This window comes from Erythrobacter tepidarius, assembly GCF_002155695.1.
GTDB classification, from domain to species: Bacteria; Pseudomonadota; Alphaproteobacteria; order Sphingomonadales; family Sphingomonadaceae; genus Erythrobacter; species Erythrobacter tepidarius.
Genome location: NZ_MUYJ01000005.1, coordinates 47,351 through 64,293, shown reverse-complemented (window position 1 = coordinate 64,293; position 16,943 = coordinate 47,351). Strand labels below are relative to the sequence as shown.

The window sequence follows — 16,943 nt, the reverse complement described above, 5'->3', positions numbered from 1 at the left end:
TTTCCTTGCCGTTTTCCCCTCCTTGGCCTATTTAGGGTGGCAAGGTGGCCGCTCCGGAAGGGGCGGCCCTTCTATTTTCAACGGAGATTCCCATGGCTACCAAGGATCAGCCCAAGCCGCTGATGCCGCACGCCACCGCGACGTGGCTGGTGGACAATACCGCATTGAGCTTCGAGCAGATCGCCGAGTTTTGCGGGCTGCACATTCTCGAAGTACAGGCGATGGCCGATGACCTCGCCGGCAGCAAATATACCGGCCGCGATCCGGTGCATGCGGGCGAATTGACCCAGGCCGAGATCGAGAAGGGCCAAGCCGATCCGTCCTATGTGCTCAAGATGCACAAGGCGCCGGTCGAGGTGACCCGCACCAAGGGCCCGCGCTATACCCCGGTGTCGAAGCGGCAGGACAAGCCGGATGGCATCGCCTGGATCCTGCGCCATCACCCGGAAGTCTCGGACGCGCAGATTTCCAAGCTGATCGGCACCACCCGCAACACCATCAGCGCGATCCGCGACCGTTCGCACTGGAACATCCAGAACATCACCCCCAAGGATCCGGTGACGCTCGGCCTGTGCTCGCAGCGCGAGCTCGACGCGGTGGTCGCCAAGGCCGCCAAGCGCGCCGGCCCCAGCGGCGATGCCGATCCGCCGGCCCGGTCCGAGCGCAACGAGCGCGAAAAGCTGATCGCGGAGCTGCGCGCCGAGCGCGAGGCCCAGGCCAAGGCCGCCAGCCAAGCCGCTCAGGAAGCCGAAGCCGAGGCCTGGCTTGCCCGCAAGCGCGAGGCCGAGGCCGCCGAGACGAGGATCGACCCGGAAAGCGGGTTCAGCGCGAACTGATTGCGGATCGCCGGGGTGCTCCGGGCACACCGGCACCCCCACGCGAACCTGCAAAAAGCGACGCCGCTTAAGGGTTTCGCTTGTGCGCGCGGGCGTTGTGGGCCAAGATTACTGACATGCCTGTCAGTAAACCAGCCTATCATCATCCGACGCCGCTCGAGACCAGTTTCGCGCCGATGAGCCTGCCGGCGATGTTCGAACGCACGATGCGCGCCAGCCCGGATGCGCCGTTCCTGCATTTCCTCGGGCGGACCTACAGCTACGCGCAGATCCACCAACAGGCCCGCGCCTTTGCGGCGGGGCTTCAGGCGCTCGGCATCGCCAAGGGCGACCGGGTCGGGCTGTTCCTGCCCAACGTGCCAATCTACGCCGCCGCCTATTACGGCGCGATGATGGCGGGCGCGGTGGTGGTGAACTTCTCGCCGCTCTATTCGGTCGAGGAGCTGAGCTGGCAGGTGGGCGACAGCGGCACCAAGGTGCTGGTGACGCTGGATGTGCCCGAACTCTACAAGACCGCCGCCAAGGTGCTGGCTTCCTCCGGCCTCGAAACGCTGGTGGTGGGCCGCCTTGCCGACATGCTGCCGTGGTACAAGGGGCTGGCGCTGAGGCTGCTGAAGCGCGCGCAGATCGCCGATGTGGCCTATGGGCCGAAAGTGAAGAGCTGGGCCGAGACGACGCCGGCGAGCGCATTGGCGCCGGTTGAGGTCACCTCCGCCGATCTCGCCCTGCTGCAATATACCGGCGGCACCACCGGGCGGCCCAAGGGGGCGATGCTCGGGCATGACCAGCTCTCGGTGAACGCGCAGCAGGTCGCCGCGCTCAATCCCTTCGGCGATCCGGCGGGCGAGGTGTTCATGGGCGCCTTGCCGTTCTTCCATGTCTTCGCCAACACTGCGCTGCTCAATCACGCGATGGCCACGGGCGCGGCGATCGCGATGGTGCCGCGGTTCGAGACCCGTCAGGTGCTGATGACGATCCAGCGCTACCGCTGCACCGGCTTTCCCGGCGTGCCGACGATGTTCCAGGCGATGCTCGACCATCCCGATCTGCCGAAAACCGATCTCTCCAGCCTCAAGGTCTGCATCTCCGGCGGCGCGCCGATGCCCGGGCCGGTGCATGTGCGGTTCGAGGAGGCAACCGGCGTGCGGCTGGTGGAAGGCTATGGTCTGACCGAAAGTTCAGGCGTGGTCTCGGCCAATCCCTATGCGGGCCCCCGCAAGCGCGGCACGATCGGCCAGCTGGTGCCGGGCACCGAGGCGATCCTGCTCGACAAGGAAGATCCGGCCAGGCTGGCACCCGAGGGCGAACCGGGCGAGCTGGCGGTGCACGGGCCGCAGATCATGCGCGGCTACTGGCGGCGGCCCGAAGCCGATGCCGAAACCTTCGTGGAGATCGGCGGCAAGCGTTACCTGCGCACCGGCGATGTCGCGCGGATTGACGCGGACGGGTTCCTCGAGATCGTCGATCGCATCAAGGACATGATCGCGGTGGGCGGGTTCAAGGTCTTCCCCAGCGTGGTCGAGGATGTGATCCTCGAACATCCGGCGGTGAAGGAGGCGCTGGTGATCGGCGTGCCGGAGGACTATCGCGGCGAGGTGCCGCGCGCCTATGTCACGCTCAATCAGGGCGCGTCAGCCACCGCCGAGGAGCTGGCGGACTGGCTCAACGCGCGTGTCGGCAAGCACGAGCGGGTCGATTGCGTGGTGATCCGCGCCAGCCTGCCCAAGACCATGATCGGCAAGCCCGATCGCAAGACGCTCAGGGCCGAGGTGCTCTGAGCGCGGCTACTCGGCGGCTTCGATCGTCGCGCTCGGCACGCCCTTGACCGGCTGGCGCGCATTCGGAGCGAAGCGGCCATCGACCTGTGCGCCCTGTTCGATCGTCAACGCGTCATAATGCACATCGCCCTCGATCCGCGCACTCTTGAGAATCACCAGCTCGCGCGCGGTGATCGAACCGGTCACCTTGCCTGCCAGCCGCGCGCTTTCCGCAACCACGGCGCCCTGGATGCTGCTGGTTTCGCCCTGCACCAGGCTGGCGCACTTGATGTCGCCTTCGATCATGCCGTCGACGTGGAGGTCGGCAGTGGCGGCGACATCGCCCTTGATTGCCACATCGGCGCCGATCACCGAGAAGGTCGAACCCGAAGCCATCATGCCGCTCCTAGCTGCGGGCCGCGGCGGCTGAGCGCCCTGATCGGGTGCTGCTGCGAACTTCTTTGAGAACATCGGGAGCGGTCTCCAGGAAGGGGCGCGGATTGATCGCGCGATCATTGATGCGGACTTCGAAATGCAGGTGCGGCCCGGTGGAACGCCCGCTACTGCCGAGCCCGCCCAGCCTTGCCCCGGCCGCCACCAGCTGGCCCGGCCGCACGTCGATGCGCGAGAGGTGGGCATAGCGGGTCATGATGCCGTTGGCGTGGGTCACCTCGACAGTATTGCCATAGCCGCCGCGCCAGCCGGTGAAGGTGACGCGGCCTTCGGCAGCGGCAAAGATCGGCGAGCCGATCGGGCCCTTGAAGTCGATGCCGGAGTGCATCGCCGCGCGGCCATTGAAGGGATCGCGGCGATAGCCGAAGCCCGATGTGATGTTCTCGACCGTCGCCGGGACAACCTGCGGAATCCCGTCAAGCGCGCGTTCGAGCACCGCCATGCGCGCAAGGCTGAGCCCGAGCCGTTCGAAGCGGGGATCGATATCGTCCGCACCGGCGAGCGCCTCGAACGGACCACCCATGCCCTCGCGCGCTTCGCGGCTGAGGATGCGCGGATCGAGATTGAGCTTGCGCATCGCTGCCTCTGCGCGCCTGGCCCGGGCGTCGGCGAAGCGGGTCAGGCGCTCGACCACGGCCAGCTGGCGGGCTTCGATCTCGGCCAGGCCGCGCGCCTGCGGAATGAACTGGCTGACCTTCTCCACAGTTCTGGCGGCCTCGGCGGTGGAATCGGTGACGGTGCCTCCGGCGCTTTCGGCGACGATGTCCTCGGGCAGCATCCGGGCCATTTCCTCGAGGAATTGCTGCCGTTCCTCCAGCTCGCCCACCACCCGGTCGAGATCGCCGCCATAGGCGTCGAGCCGTTCCTCGGCGCTGGCGATGCGGGCGCGTTCATCGGCAAAGGCGGCAAGATCGGCCTCGGCACGATATGTGCCCCAAGCCATCACCGCGAGCGACACCAGCCAGCCGAGCACCACCGCCAGCGCCAGCGCGGCGGCACGGATCTGGAGCTTCGAGGAGATCTTGATGAAGCGCACCTGTCCATCGGAGCGCATGAAGAATTCGCGGTCTGGGAACCAAGCGCGAAGCTGCTCGCCCCATTTGCGAAGGGAAATCTTGTCTGACACGGCCGACCCGGTTTTTATTTATGCCCCGGAAAGCTCCGCTATCAGGGCGCGCCCGAAGGGTCGAATCGCCCCTTGCCGACAAGGGTTGAATCGAAGCGGAAACGCGCCGAACGGTGCAAGCGGGCATGATCGGGAGGGCGATGGCCATGGGCCGGCGCGGCGATGCCCCGTGCTGCCCTGCCTTGTTCCCGATTCGTGCCTGCGGCTGCGCGCGCGGGCCTGACAGCCGGCGCAAGGGCTGCTAAGGCACGCGCCATGACCGAGCAAGCCGTCCTGCACCTGTCCGAAGCCGACCCGGATTGCACCGCATTGGTCGCGGCGCTGGCGCGCGCCGCGCGGCTGGCCCAGCGTCGGCTGGCCGCGATGCCAAGCACCACCCGTGCGGCGGCGCTGCGTCTGGCGGCTGACCGGCTCGTCGCGGCTACTCCCGCGATTCTCGCTGCCAATGCCAAGGATCTTGCAGCCGGAGAGGCGCGCGGGCTGTCGGGCGCGATGCTGGACCGGCTGGCGCTCGACGAGGCGCGGCTGGGGGCGATTGCCGCCGCGGTGCGCGCAGTCGCAGATCTGCCCGATCCGGTGGGGCAGGTGATCGACACCCACGCCCAGCCCAACGGATTGAAATTCCAGCGTGTCCGCGTGCCGATCGGAACCATCGGGATCATCTTCGAAAGCCGCCCCAATGTCACCGCGGATGCCGCGGCGCTGTGCGTGCGTGCCGGCAATGCGGCGCTGCTGCGCGGCGGGAGCGAGGCCGTCCAATCGAACCGCGCGATCCACGCCGCGCTGGTCGAAGGCCTGGTTGCCGGCGGCGTGCCGGCCGAGGCGGTGCAGCTTGTCCCGACGCAAGACCGCGGCGCGGTTGGCGCGATGCTGGCGGCGAGCGGCCTGATCGACATGATCGTGCCACGCGGCGGCAAGAGCCTCGTTGCCCGGGTGCAGGCCGATGCGCGGGTGCCGGTGCTGGCCCATCTCGACGGGATCAACCACACCTATGTCCACGCCGCGGCTGATCCGGCGATGGCGCGGGCGATCGTGCTCAACGCCAAGCTGCGCCGCACCGGCATCTGCGGGGCGATGGAAACGCTGCTGGTCGACGCGGCCTTCCCTGATTGCGCGGCACTCGTGGCGGCGCTGATCGAGGCGGGCTGCGAAGTGCGCGGTGACGATCGCATCCGCGCGCTCGATCCGCGCGTCATCCCGGCGAGCGCCGACGACTGGGACACCGAATATCTCGACGCGGTGCTGTCTGCGGCGATGGTCGACGGCCCCGATGCCGCGCTGGCGCACATTGCGCGCCATTCCTCGGGCCATACCGATGCGATCATCACCGATGATGAGACGGTGGCCGAACGTTTCCTCGCCGAGGTCGACAGCGCGATCGTGATGCACAATGCCTCGTCGCAATTTGCTGACGGGGGCGAGTTCGGCCTTGGCGCGGAGATTGGCATCGCCACCGGACGGCTGCACGCGCGCGGGCCGGTCGCGCTCGAAGGGCTGACCACCTATAAGTGGCGGGTGCGCGGCAGCGGGCAGACCCGGCCATAAAGCCTTGCGCGCGCACCCCCAGATCACCGGCCTGCTCGGCGGCAGCTTCAACCCGGCGCATGGCGGTCACCGCCGGATCACGCTGTTTGCCGCGGCGGCGCTTGGGCTGGACGAGACCTGGTGGCTGGTTTCGCCCGGCAATCCTCTGAAGCCCAAGGCCGACATGGCCCCGCTCGCGGCGCGGCTGCGCTCGGCCCGCGCCAAGGCCCGCCGCGCGGCGATCATCCCCACCGCGATCGAGCAGCAACTCGGCACCCGCTACACTGTCGATACGCTCGCCGCGCTCGTCCGGCGCTATCCCGCGCGCCGCTTCGTGTGGCTGATGGGGGCCGACAATCTGGCCGATTTTCATCGCTGGAAGGACTGGCGGCGGATCGCCCGGACAATGCCGATTGCGGTTATCGCCCGCCCCGGCTATGATGCCAAGGCCATGACGAGCCCCGCCATGGCCTGGCTCAGGCGCAGCTTAGTGTCTGCGGCCAGTTTTCGGAAACGGGGGCAATGGAGCGCACCGGCCCTGGTGTTATTGCGTTTCGATCCGGATCACCGCTCGGCCACGGCCATCCGCCGTGCCCATGCCGGGTGGGCCGAGGCTTTGCTCGGGCCGGATGGTGCCGCGCCGGTGCGTGATCGGCTGACATTCCGCAAAGTCCGGCCAGAGGAGGACGCATGAGGCGCGCGCCATGCGTTTCGGCTCCTTCGCTTGCCGGCCCGCTGCATGTCCGCTGTCATCGCCCCGAAGCCTGGAGATACCCGATTGCCGATGACCGAGGCTCTTTTGGGTGCCATCCCGCCCGCCCCGCTGCAGGCTGCCGCCAAGGCCGCGCAGTCGCTCGCGCAGCCTGAGATGGGTGCCGACGCGCTGCACCGTCTGGTGCTGGCTCAGCTTGACGATGATCAGGCGCAGGAGATCGTCTCGATCCCGCTTGCGGGCAAGAGCACCATTGCCGATCACATGGTGATCGCCAGCGGCCGTTCGACCCGTCAGGTTGCCGCGATGGCGCAGAAACTGGCCGAAAAGATCAAGCAGGCCGGTTTCGGCTCCGTGCGGGTCGAAGGCCTGCCGGCGGCCGACTGGGTGCTGATCGACGCGGGCGACGTGGTGGTGCACCTGTTCCGCCCGGAAGTGCGCAGCTTCTATAACCTCGAACGCATGTGGGCGTTTGAAGGCAGCGAGGCGGCCGCCTCGGGCCGGGCCTAGTTTGTTGTCCCGCGGCCCGTCCGGGCTGCGAAATCCTCGCTCATGCGGCCTGAAGGCCGCGTCGCTGCGGGCGGGCGGTCGCCCTTGCGGCCGCTGCGCGACTGTTTGGCTCCCATCTGTGAGGTCGTTCCCATTCTCCTCCATATCATCGCCCGCGGGAAGATCGGCCGTTCGCCGGAAGGCGCGCTGGTGGAGCGTTATGCCGCGCGGCTGACCTGGCCGGTCAAGCTCACCGAATGGCCCGAAACCGGCGTGGGCAAACTCGCAGAACCGCTCACCCCGTATCGCACCGTGCTGCTCGACGAGCGCGGCAAGGCCATGGCCTCCACGGATTTTGCCGCCCTGCTGGGGCGCTGGCGCGATGATGGCGTGCGCGAGGCGCGGTTCATGATCGGCGCCGCCGACGGCCATTCGGATGCCGAGCGCGCCGCCGCCGATCTGCTGCTTGCCTTCGGCCCGGCGACCTGGCCGCACATGCTCGCCCGGGCGATGCTGATGGAGCAGCTCTACCGCGCCACCACCATCCTTGCCGGGCATCCCTATCATCGGGCATGAGGGCGTCATGCGCCGACCCGTCTTGCTCACCGCGCTTGTCTGCGCCGCAGTTTGCGCCGCCTGCTTCCTCGCCCTGCCCGCGACCCGGGCGGAGCGCGCGGTGCCGCTGGTCGAGCCGGACGAGGCCAAGGCCCAGCTCGCCCGCGCCACGCGCGAAAGCCGGCGCGCCGCGCAGCGCGCCGCACGCCTCACCCGGACCGCCGAAGTCGCCACCGAGGCCGCGATCCGCACTGCCAACGAGGCCGCGGCGCTCGCCGCGCGCATCCAGCAGGCAGAGGCCGATATCGAGATCGCCCGTGCGCGCTATGCGCTGGCGCGCGCGGCCCGTGCGGCACTGACCGCCGAGCTGGCCGAGCAGCAGGAGCCTACCGCCCGCCTCGCCGCCGCGCTGCAAACCCTCGCGCGCCGCCCGCTGGCGCTTTCGGCGATGCAGCCGGGTTCTCTCAAGCAGGTGGTCTATGTCCGCGCCGCGCTCGCCAGCGCGGTGCCGCAGATCCGGGCGCGCACGGCCGGTCTGCGCGCCGCGCTCGACAAGCGGCGCGCGCTCGAGGCCGATGCCGCGCGTGCCTTGTCAGGCCTGCGCGATGGCGAGACGATGCTGCGCGCGCGCCGGGCGCAGCTCGCCGCGCTTGAGAACCGCCAGCGCATTGCTTCGCGCACGGCCCGCGGCGCGGCGCTGCGCGAGGCCGAGCGGGCACTGGCGCTGGCCGAGCAAGCGCGCGATCTCGATGGGCTGGTGACGCAGCTCGACGATGTGGCCGCGCTGCGCCGCGAGCTTGCCGCCTTGCCCGGCCCGGTGCTGCGTCCATCCGATCTGGCAGCCGCGCTGCCGGCGGCGCCTGCGCCCGGGCCTGCACCTGCGCCTGCGGCGAGCGCCCCGCCCCCGCGGGATTTGCAACTCCCGGTCAACGGCCGCACGCTCACCGGGTTCGGTGCCCGGCGCGCCAGCGGGCTGGCGAGCACGGGGCTCGAACTCGCGCCGGTTGCCGGCGCGCAGGTGGTCGCCCCGGGGCGCGGGCGGGTGGCCTTCGCCGGGCCCTATCGCGGCTTCGGGCAAATCGTCATCATCGAACACGAGGGCGGCTGGACCAGCCTGGTCACCGGACTCGCGCGCGTTGACACGGCGGTTGGCGACAGGGTGATCGGCGGCAGCCCGATGGGTGTTGCAGGGGGTGGCGCAACCCCCGTCACCTTTGCCCTGCGGCGCGACGGACGGCCAGTCAACCCTTTGCAATTCCTCCGATAATCCGGCGCCTCAGGAAAAGGCCAAGAACCGCTCCCGACCCGGGTGCAGCGTCTATCTGGCGTTCATCCCACCAAACCTATACATTGGCCTGACAAAGGAGCCTTGCACGTCCCATGAAAATCGCCGCTCTCCTGCGCAGCGCCGCGCTGGTCACCGCCGTTGCGCTGATCCCCGCCGCCACCGCCACCATGGCCCAGGTCGATGGCCGCGCCGGCCCCGAATTCGCCAAGCTGTTCGCGGTCTATCAGCGGGTCAAGGCGAGCTATGTCGAGCCGGTTGAAGACGATGTGCTGATCCGCGGTGCGATCGACGGGATGCTGGCGGCGCTCGATCCGCATTCGGCCTATCTCGATGGCCAGGATCTCCAGCGCCTCGAAACCATGATCGATGGCAATTATTCCGGTCTCGGCCTGTCGGTGGTGATGGAGGATGGCGCGGTCAAGGTGGTCTCCCCGTTCAAGGGCAGCCCGGCCGACAGGGCGGGGGTGAAGGCCGGCGATTTCATCACCCACCTCGATGGCAAGCTGATCTATGGCGGCAGCCTTGATGATGCCGTGGCGCAGATGCGCGGGCCTTCGGGCACCGCGATCAAGCTGACGATCTTTCGCCCGGGCCGCGAGGAGCCGCTCGAAGTCGAGGTGACGCGCGGGGTGATCGAGCTCGAGCCGGTCACCTACGAGATCGAGCCCGGCAATATCGGTGTGATCACCGTCAACGAGTTCTCCGCCGATGTCGGCTCGGATGTTTACAACGCCTGGGCCGAGATCAAGAAGAAGACCGGCGGCCGGGTTGCCGGACTGGTGCTCGATCTGCGCAACAACCCGGGCGGGAGCCTCGATGAATCGGTCGCGCTCGCCGATCTGTTCCTCACCGACGGGCGGATCGTCAGCCAGCGCGGCCGGGCGCGGGGCGAAACGATGCTCTACGATGCCGAGACGGTCTATCGCGGCGACATGGCCGAAGGCGTGCCGATGATCGTGCTGATCAACGCCGGATCGGCCTCGGCTTCGGAAATCGTCGCGGGCGCGCTGCAGGATCATCGCCGTGCGCTGATCATGGGCGAGCGCAGCTTCGGCAAGGGCTCGGTCCAGTCGCTCCTGCCGCTCGGCCCCAATGCCGCGCTCAAGCTGACCACCGCGCGCTACTTCACCCCCTCGGGCCGCTCGGTGCAGGAAGGCGGGATCAAGCCCGATATCGCGGTGCCGCAGATCTCCGATCAGGACTACTTGCTGCGCCAGAAGTATCAGACCCGTGAGAGCGATCTGCGCGGCCATCTGATCAACGAACTGGGCATCAAGGACGAGGAAATGGAGACCGACAGCATCGCCGATCCGCGCTTCCGGCTCACCTCGGCCGAGCTCGAGGCGCAGGGAATCAAGGACTTCCAGCTGCATTATGCGCTGGAGACCCTGCGGCGCGCCACCAAGAGCGCGGTGGCGCTGCGCCCGGCGCGCAAATAGGGCCGCAGGTCATGGACACGCTAGGCAAGGCGCGGCTGCTGGCCGTGCTGGCTCCGGCCGCGCTGCTCGGCGGCGCCTATGTGGCCCAATACGGCTTGGGTCTGCCGCCGTGCGAGATGTGCTGGTGGCAGCGTTACCCGCATTTCGCCGCGCTCGGCATCGGCCTGCTCGCCTTCGTGATCCGGCCCGCGCGGGTGTGGACCGCGCTGGCGGGTCTGGCGATCCTTACCTCGGGCCTGATTGGCGGCTACCACGCCGGGGTCGAATATGGCTGGTGGGAAGGCATCACCGCCTGCACCGCCACGGGCGCGGACGTGATGGATTTCTCGACCCCGCTGATCCGCTGCGATGTCGCACCGTGGAGCTTGTGGGGGATTTCGCTGGCTGGCTTCAATTTCCTGATTTCCTGTGCTTCGGGTGCAGCCGTTGTGGCGCTCGCCGCGTATCGCAAGTAGGATGCATCCCAAGGAGCGGACATGGTGCAGCGCGATGAACTCCACCGTATGATCCGGGTCGATCAGGCTGGCGAATTCGGCGCGACCCGGATCTATGAAGGCCAGTTGGCCGTGATGGGCGATCGTGGCCCGCATTCTGCGGAAATCCGCCACATGGCCGAGCAGGAACGCGAGCACCGCGCCAAGTTCGATGCCTTGCTGGTGAAGCGCGGGGTGCGCCCGACGGCGCTGCATCCCTTCTGGTCGGCGGCGGGCTATCTGCTTGGCGCGGGCACCGCCCTGCTCGGCCCGGAGGCGGCGATGGCCTGCACTGCGGCGGTGGAGACCGAGATCGACAAGCACTATAGCGAACAGCTTGAAAAGCTCGCGGAAAGCGGGGCCGATCCGGAGCTTGCCGAAATGATCGAGGCGTTCCGCGCGGACGAGCGCGAACATCGTGATGCGGCGCTCGCCCACGGTGCCGAACGCGCGCCGGCCTATCCGCTGCTCGCTGGCGCGATCCGGCTGGGCTGCCGGATTGCGATCAAGGTGAGCGAGAGGATTTAGCCAAAAACCGGTGAGAATGCGCTGAACCGGTCGCGTCCCGGCCGCAAGGCTGCCCCCCGCAGGCGCGTTCGCGCGTCAAAGACTCCAGTAAACCAGCCTCTCGGGCAGCCCTTCGCGGGGCAGCGCGCTCTTCACATCCACCAACACCCCGCCGGCGCGCACCCGGGCGACGAGACCGGCGGGATCGGCGCGATAGGCCGCGTGGTTCACCGCCAGCACCAGCGCATCGAGGCCGACCATCGCTTCGGGCGGGCTGAGGGTGATGCCGTAATCGTGCAGCGCTGCCTCGGGATCGGCGAGCGGATCGCTCACCATCGCGTCGATCCCGTATTCGCGCAGTTCGGCGAGGATGTCCGGCACCTTGGAATTGCGGATGTCCGGCACGTCCTGCTTGAAGGTCAGCCCCATGACCCCCACCCGCGCGCGGCAGGGGGGCGTCCCCGAGGCGATCAGCAGCTTGACCAGCTTCTGCGCGATCGCCTGCCCCATCGAGTCATTGATCCGCCGGCCGGCAAGAATGACCTCGGGCCGGTAGCCGAGCCTCTCTGCCGCGGCCGTGAGATAGAAGGGATCGACCCCGATGCAGTGACCGCCGACAAGGCCGGGGGTGAAGGGCAGGAAGTTCCATTTGGTCCCCGCCGCGGCGAGCACATCGCGCGTGGCGATGCCCATGCGGTCGAAGATCAGCGCGATTTCGTTCATCAGCGCGATGTTGAGATCGCGCTGGGTGTTCTCGATCACCTTGGCCGCTTCGGCCACCTTGATCGAGGGCGCCTCGTGCAGCCCGGCATCGACGATCGCGCCATAGACCGCGCGCATCCGCGTGAGCGCGGCCTCGCTGTCGGCGGCGATGATCTTGGTGATGGTCTCCAGCCGGTGGATGTGATCGCCGGGATTGATGCGCTCCGGACTGTAGCCGAGCGCGAAATCCGCGCCCTGGCTGAGCCCCGAGGCGGCCGCCAGCCACGGGCCGCAGATCTCCTCGGTGACACCCGGAAAGACGGTCGATTCGAACACCACCAGCGCGCCCTTGCGCAGGCGCGGGCCGATGGCTTCGCAGGCGCGCCGCAGAGGGGTGAGATCGGGGCGGCGTTCCTCGGTGATCGGGGTGGGAACCGTGACGATGATCATGCCCGCGTCTTCCAGCACGGCGGGATCGTCGCTGACTTCGAGGCGGCATGACGCCAGCCGCGCATCGCCGATTTCGCGGGTGGCATCATGCCCGGCGCGCAGCTGCGACACCCGCGCCGCGCAGATATCGTAGCCCACCACCCGCGCACGCCCCGCCAGCCGTTCGGCCAGCGCCACGGCGACGGGCAGGCCGACATAGCCCAGTCCCACGACTGCGATTGTTTCGTTCATGTCTCCCCCTAGCCTGACGGGCCACAATTTTTCGCTAAGCCTGCGGCGCCGGGGCGGCTTCACCCCCGGTTCAGCCGCTTGTAGCATAGTCGGTGCTGGACAAGTCGCCCCGGTCGGGGGCATGGCTCTTACCGCCACCTTCCGCGTCCGCAGAGGATCACGCGCCATGAAGCACCTGCCTGCCCCCGCCCTGATCGCGAGCGCCGCCGCGCTTGCCTTTGCCGCCCCGGCCTCGGCCCAGAGCGCGGACGAGAAGATCAACATGGTGATTGCCTATAACGAAAGCGAATGCCCCGTTGCCCAGCCGGGCGAGTTGGTGGTGTGCGAGATTCTGGTGGAGGAGGAGCGCTACCGGATCCCGCCGAAACTGCGCTCCAGCGACAACCCTGCCAACAAGTCGTTCGCCTTGCAGGTCGAACAGATCAAGTATGCCGGCGATTTCGGGGCGATGAGCTGCTCGCCGGCGGGCGCGGGCGGATTCACCGGGTGCACCCAGAAATTCATCGAAGCCTGGGCCGCCGATCGCAGCGAGGCCGAAGGCGTGCGCTTCGGCCAGCTGATCGAGAAGGCGCGGGCCGAGCGTCTCTCGACCATCGATGCCGAGGCCGCCGCCGAGCAGGAGCGGGTCGAGATGATCGAGCGCGAATACATGCAGCGCCTCGAACGCGAACGTGATGCCGAACTGCCCGGGGAAAGCCCGCTGCCTGCGCCCAATGCTCCGGCCAAGGACGGCGACACGCCCGAATAGGGCGCGCCTCAGACCCGGTAATAGTCCCGATACCAGGCGACGAACCGGGCCACGCCGTCGCGAAACGGGGTTTGCGGGGCATAGCCCGTAAGCGCCCTGAGCAGGCTGGCATCGGCCCGGGTCGCGGGCACGTCGCCCGGCTGGATCGGCAGATAGTTGCGCACCGCCGCACGGCCGCATTCGGCCTCGATCGCCTCGATGAAATCGAGCAGCCGCACCTTTTCGCCATTGCCGATGTTGACGACACGGAACGGCGCGACGGGCGAGAGGCTGTCGCCCGCGGCAATCTCCTCGGGGCTCTCAGGGCGCACCGGCGCGGCGTCGATCAGCAGCCGGATGCCGCGCACCAGATCGCTGACATAGGTGAAGTCGCGATACATCTCCCCGCCGTTGTAGATATCGATCGGGGTGCCTTCGAGGATTCCGCGGGTGAACTTGAACAGCGCCATGTCCGGCCGCCCCCACGGCCCATAGACCGTGAAGAAGCGGAACATCGTGACCGGCAGGTTCCACAGATGGGCGTAGGAATGCGCCATCGCCTCGTTCGCCTTCTTGGTCGCGGCGTAGAGCGTCAGCGGGGTATCGCATTTGTGCGTTTCGGCAAAGGGCATGTCGGTGTTCGCGCCATAGACCGAGCTGGTCGAAGCCATCAGCAGGTGATCGACCTGCAATTGGCGCGCACATTCCATCACGTTGAAGCTGCCGACCAGGTTCGCATCGACATAGGCGCGAGGATTTTCAAGGCTGTAGCGAACCCCCGCCTGCGCGGCGAGGTGGACGATCACCGCGGGCCTTTCCGCCAGCGCCAGCGCGTGGAGCCGGTCGAAATCCTCCAGCATCGCCTCGATGCAGGTGAAGTTCGGATGCTGGAGCAGCATCTGGTGGCGGCGCTGCTTGAGCGCCACGTCGTAGTAATCGGTCATCCCGTCATAGCCGACCACCCGGAAGCCCTCGTCGAGCAGCAGCTGCGCAAGGTGGTAGCCGATGAACCCGGCCGATCCGGTGACGAGTACGGTGCGCACGTGTTCCTGCCCCCCAAACCTGAACCCAAACCTGCCCGCGAGGGAGCTTGCACAGCCGCCTCAATTGCCGTTGTTGTTGTTAGACGTCACGACATTGCCGATGGCAATGGCAGAGAAGGCAAGGCTCGTCACCGTGGCTAGGAATTCGCGCAGTTCCGCCCCCGGCGCGGTGGCGACATAGACCACGTCCTGATCGCGGATCATGAAATCCTGCGCCACGAAGAACCCGCGCGCGTCCGACAGGTCGAGCCGGTAGACCACCGGCACCCGCCCATCCTCGGTCGCGCGCGTGGTGCCCTGCGTTTCTGGCGTCAGCGCCGCGGGGTCTTCCAGCCGGAAGATGAACACCCCGCGAATGCTGGCCTTGTCGTCGCGCAGGCCGCCCATCCGCGCCAGCGCCTGCGCCAGCGATATGCCGCGCCCCTCGAAGCGGATCTCGGCGCTCCGCGCAACTGCGCCTAAGGCGATGAAGCTGTAGGGCTGGTGCAGCACCGTCACCACGTCTTCGGGCTGCATTCGGATGTTCTGCGCCGGATCGGCGATGATCGCATCGAGCGGCATCACCGCCGAAGTGCCTGCCCGGCTGACCTGCACCGTCGTCTCGTGCACCGGCGCGCGGGTGCCGCCGGCGCTGGCGATGATATCGAGCAGGCGCTCCCCCCGCGGGCCGAGCGGCACGCGGCGGCTCTGCGCCACCTCGCCGAGGACGGTGACATTGCGCGAATCGTTCTGGACAAGGCGTACGCTCGCCTGCGGGTCATTGGCGCGGCCCGTCAGCCGGGCGACGATCGCGCGCTCGACCTCGGCCGGGGTGCGTCCGCCAACTTCGATGCGCCCGGCAAAGGGCACGGTCACCGCGCCCTCGCCATCAACCACCTGCTGCACCACGGCGCGGTTCTGCGCTCCGGCATCCAGCCCCGGGATCACCCCGCCGCCGAACAGCACGGCGGGCGGGGCTTCCCACAGGGCGATGTCGAGCACATCGCCCGGGCCGATCAGCAGCTCGCCTGCACCGCTTTCCCCCAGCCGCCGGGCGAGGCTGCGCGATGCCTCGAAGGCGGAAACGCGCTGCCAGGTTTCCGGCTCCAGATCGATCAGCGCGATCTGGCCTCCGGCATAGCCTTGGCCGTCGATCTTGCGCACCTGCCCCGACGAAGGCCCGGCCGCGCCCAATGTGGTGCAGCCCGCGGCGGCTCCGGCCAGCAGGAGAGCAAGGGCAAGGCGGGGCAGGGCACGGATCATGCGGCTTTGGCTTTCCTCGGGGGGTTCCCGGCGATGGTAGGAGCAGCTTCTGGCTCGGCAGGCGCGACCGCCGGCCCGACGCCGAGTGTCGCATAGAACGCCGCCAGCCGCTTGCGATAGGCGCTTGCGCTGAACCGTTCGGCCTGCGCGAGGCCGCGCCGCGACAATTCCCCCACGGCGCGATCATCCCCGTCGAGCGCATTGATCGCCCGGGCGATGCCGCGCACTTTCAACGGATCGACCAGCAGCGCCGCCTCGCCGGCGACTTCGGGCAATGATGAGGTGTTGCTGGTGATCACCGGCGTGCCGAGCGACATCGCCTCCAGCACAGGCAGGCCGAAGCCTTCGTAAAGCGAGGGGAACACCACCGCCCGCGCCCCCGCGATCACCGTTGCCAGCGTCTGGCGCGGCAGGTAGCCGAGCCATTTGATGCGCTTGTCGCGGTCGAGCGCGGCGAGCTGTTCGAGCAGTTTCACGTCGCGCTCGCTCCCCCAGCCTGGCGCGCCGACGATGACCAGCGGATTCCGCGACCCGCTCGCCAGATGGGCTTCGAGCAGGCGGGCGAGGTTCTTCTTGGGTTCGAGCGCGCCGAAGAACAGGTAATAGCCACGCATCTCCACGCCCAGCAGCCCTTCGACCTCGCGCGCGATCTGGGCCGGGGCCACACCCTTCACCAGCGCGGCGATATCGGTCGACTGGTAGAGATTGGTGACGCGGGTTTCCTCCACTCCGAGGATGCGGATGATATCGGCGCGGGAATGTTCGGAAACGGTGAGGATATGATCCGCCTCGCGCGCGATGCGCTGGCACAGGGCAAGGTAGGTCTTCTTCCTGTCGGCGGTGGTGTAGGGCAGGCGCAGCGGCACCAGATCGTGCAGGGTGTAGACATTGGCCGCGCCCGGCGCCTTCACCGGCAGGGGATAGGTCCAGTGGGCGAGATCCGCTCCCGGCAGCGCGACCCTGGTAAGCTGCCCGGTCACCCTGAAGGCACCATGAGCGAGGCTGTAGAGCTGCGGCGCGTTCCAGTAGCGCGCATCTTCCAGCCCCATGCCCGGCGGTAGGATGACCTCGCCTGACAGCGGTATTTCGCGCGCCCGCCGGGTGGCGAGCACGCCGCCTGCCGCTTTGGCCACCTGGCGCGGGAGAGCGAACGCACCGCGCGCGGCGGCACCCCCAAGCACTTCATCCCCTTCGGCCAGCGCGATTTCGTTGAGCAGCGGCTGCGACTTCGAATGGCCCGCGCGGGTGCCGAACAGCAGGTTGACCCCATGCCCCATCCCCGCCGCCGCCCGCGCGAGGTTGCGCGCATAGGTCGCCACCCCGGTGCCTTGCGGGCGCGCGATGTTATAGGCGTCGAGGAGGATTCTCATTGATGCGCTTAAAAAAATG

The 16,943-nt window shown here is 68.2% G+C and carries 17 protein-coding genes; 11 read left to right on the top strand and 6 right to left on the bottom strand.

Features of this window, described 5'->3' with window-relative positions:
• Positions 1-92 precede the first annotated feature (92 nt).
• Both BZF61_RS06055 and BZF61_RS06050 read left to right on the top strand, forming a co-directional pair.
• Complete coding sequence (locus BZF61_RS06055; RefSeq protein WP_086617756.1) at positions 93-836, top strand: DUF1013 domain-containing protein; 744 nt, start codon at positions 93-95, stop codon at positions 834-836.
• A 116-nt stretch (positions 837-952) separates the two neighbouring features.
• On the top strand, positions 953-2,614 hold the full coding sequence (locus BZF61_RS06050; protein WP_086617754.1) for an AMP-binding protein: 1,662 nt from the start codon (positions 953-955) through the stop codon (positions 2,612-2,614).
• Positions 2,615-2,620: 6 nt separating this feature from the next.
• Here the strand turns inward: BZF61_RS06050 and BZF61_RS06045 are convergent, their stop codons facing one another.
• Both BZF61_RS06045 and BZF61_RS06040 read right to left on the bottom strand, forming a co-directional pair.
• The gene (locus tag BZF61_RS06045) at positions 2,621-2,992 is read right to left on the bottom strand and encodes a bactofilin family protein (protein ID WP_425429605.1); all 372 of its coding nucleotides are present in this window, start codon (positions 2,990-2,992) and stop codon (positions 2,621-2,623) included.
• 7 nt (positions 2,993-2,999) lie between these two features.
• Positions 3,000-4,172: a peptidoglycan DD-metalloendopeptidase family protein gene (locus BZF61_RS06040; RefSeq protein WP_342742795.1), complete on the bottom strand. Its 1,173-nt coding sequence runs from the start codon at positions 4,170-4,172 to the stop codon at positions 3,000-3,002.
• Positions 4,173-4,427: 255 nt separating this feature from the next.
• Between BZF61_RS06040 and BZF61_RS06035 the strand changes: the two genes are divergently transcribed.
• From BZF61_RS06035 to BZF61_RS06000, 8 genes are all read left to right on the top strand, one after another.
• Complete coding sequence (locus BZF61_RS06035; protein WP_086617753.1) at positions 4,428-5,717, top strand: glutamate-5-semialdehyde dehydrogenase; 1,290 nt, start codon at positions 4,428-4,430, stop codon at positions 5,715-5,717.
• A gap of 4 nt (positions 5,718-5,721) precedes the next feature.
• Positions 5,722-6,390, top strand: coding sequence for a nicotinate-nucleotide adenylyltransferase (locus BZF61_RS06030; RefSeq protein WP_425429604.1), 669 nt, complete (start codon positions 5,722-5,724; stop codon positions 6,388-6,390).
• Between the two features lie 174 nt (positions 6,391-6,564).
• A complete protein-coding gene (gene rsfS / locus BZF61_RS06025; RefSeq protein ID WP_086617990.1) occupies positions 6,565-6,918 on the top strand; it encodes a ribosome silencing factor in 354 nt (117 codons plus the stop codon).
• 132 nt (positions 6,919-7,050) lie between these two features.
• Positions 7,051-7,473 carry a 23S rRNA (pseudouridine(1915)-N(3))-methyltransferase RlmH gene (locus tag BZF61_RS06020; RefSeq protein ID WP_086617989.1) on the top strand — a complete coding sequence of 141 codons (423 nt, stop codon included), beginning with the start codon at positions 7,051-7,053 and terminating at the stop codon, positions 7,471-7,473.
• A 7-nt stretch (positions 7,474-7,480) separates the two neighbouring features.
• Positions 7,481-8,719: a murein hydrolase activator EnvC family protein gene (locus BZF61_RS06015; protein WP_086617751.1), complete on the top strand. Its 1,239-nt coding sequence runs from the start codon at positions 7,481-7,483 to the stop codon at positions 8,717-8,719.
• A 113-nt stretch (positions 8,720-8,832) separates the two neighbouring features.
• On the top strand, positions 8,833-10,179 hold the full coding sequence (locus BZF61_RS06010; protein ID WP_086617749.1) for a S41 family peptidase: 1,347 nt from the start codon (positions 8,833-8,835) through the stop codon (positions 10,177-10,179).
• Between the two features lie 11 nt (positions 10,180-10,190).
• Positions 10,191-10,634 carry a disulfide bond formation protein B gene (locus BZF61_RS06005; RefSeq protein ID WP_086617747.1) on the top strand — a complete coding sequence of 148 codons (444 nt, stop codon included), beginning with the start codon at positions 10,191-10,193 and terminating at the stop codon, positions 10,632-10,634.
• 21 nt (positions 10,635-10,655) lie between these two features.
• Positions 10,656-11,180, top strand: coding sequence for a demethoxyubiquinone hydroxylase family protein (locus BZF61_RS06000; protein ID WP_086617744.1), 525 nt, complete (start codon positions 10,656-10,658; stop codon positions 11,178-11,180).
• A 75-nt stretch (positions 11,181-11,255) separates the two neighbouring features.
• Here BZF61_RS06000 and BZF61_RS05995 read toward each other — a convergent pair whose 3' ends face one another.
• Positions 11,256-12,542 (bottom strand): nucleotide sugar dehydrogenase, encoded by a 1,287-nt coding sequence (locus BZF61_RS05995; RefSeq protein WP_086617741.1) that lies wholly within the window; start codon positions 12,540-12,542, stop codon positions 11,256-11,258.
• A gap of 166 nt (positions 12,543-12,708) precedes the next feature.
• On the opposite strand from BZF61_RS05995, the gene BZF61_RS05990 reads away from it, so the two are divergent.
• On the top strand, positions 12,709-13,290 hold the full coding sequence (locus tag BZF61_RS05990; RefSeq protein ID WP_086617740.1) for a hypothetical protein: 582 nt from the start codon (positions 12,709-12,711) through the stop codon (positions 13,288-13,290).
• A gap of 8 nt (positions 13,291-13,298) precedes the next feature.
• Here the strand turns inward: BZF61_RS05990 and BZF61_RS05985 are convergent, their stop codons facing one another.
• From BZF61_RS05985 to BZF61_RS05975, 3 genes are read right to left on the bottom strand one after another with little or no spacing between them, the layout of a single operon-like run.
• Positions 13,299-14,312, bottom strand: coding sequence for an NAD-dependent epimerase/dehydratase family protein (locus BZF61_RS05985; protein ID WP_086617738.1), 1,014 nt, complete (start codon positions 14,310-14,312; stop codon positions 13,299-13,301).
• 60 nt (positions 14,313-14,372) lie between these two features.
• Positions 14,373-15,554, bottom strand: coding sequence for a polysaccharide biosynthesis/export family protein (locus BZF61_RS05980; RefSeq protein WP_086617737.1), 1,182 nt, complete (start codon positions 15,552-15,554; stop codon positions 14,373-14,375).
• Entirely contained in the window at positions 15,551-16,924 is a 1,374-nt protein-coding gene (locus BZF61_RS05975) for a glycosyltransferase family 4 protein (RefSeq protein ID WP_086617736.1), read from the bottom strand. Before BZF61_RS05975 ends, BZF61_RS05980 begins: the two co-directional genes overlap by 4 nt.
• Positions 16,925-16,943 lie beyond the last annotated feature (19 nt).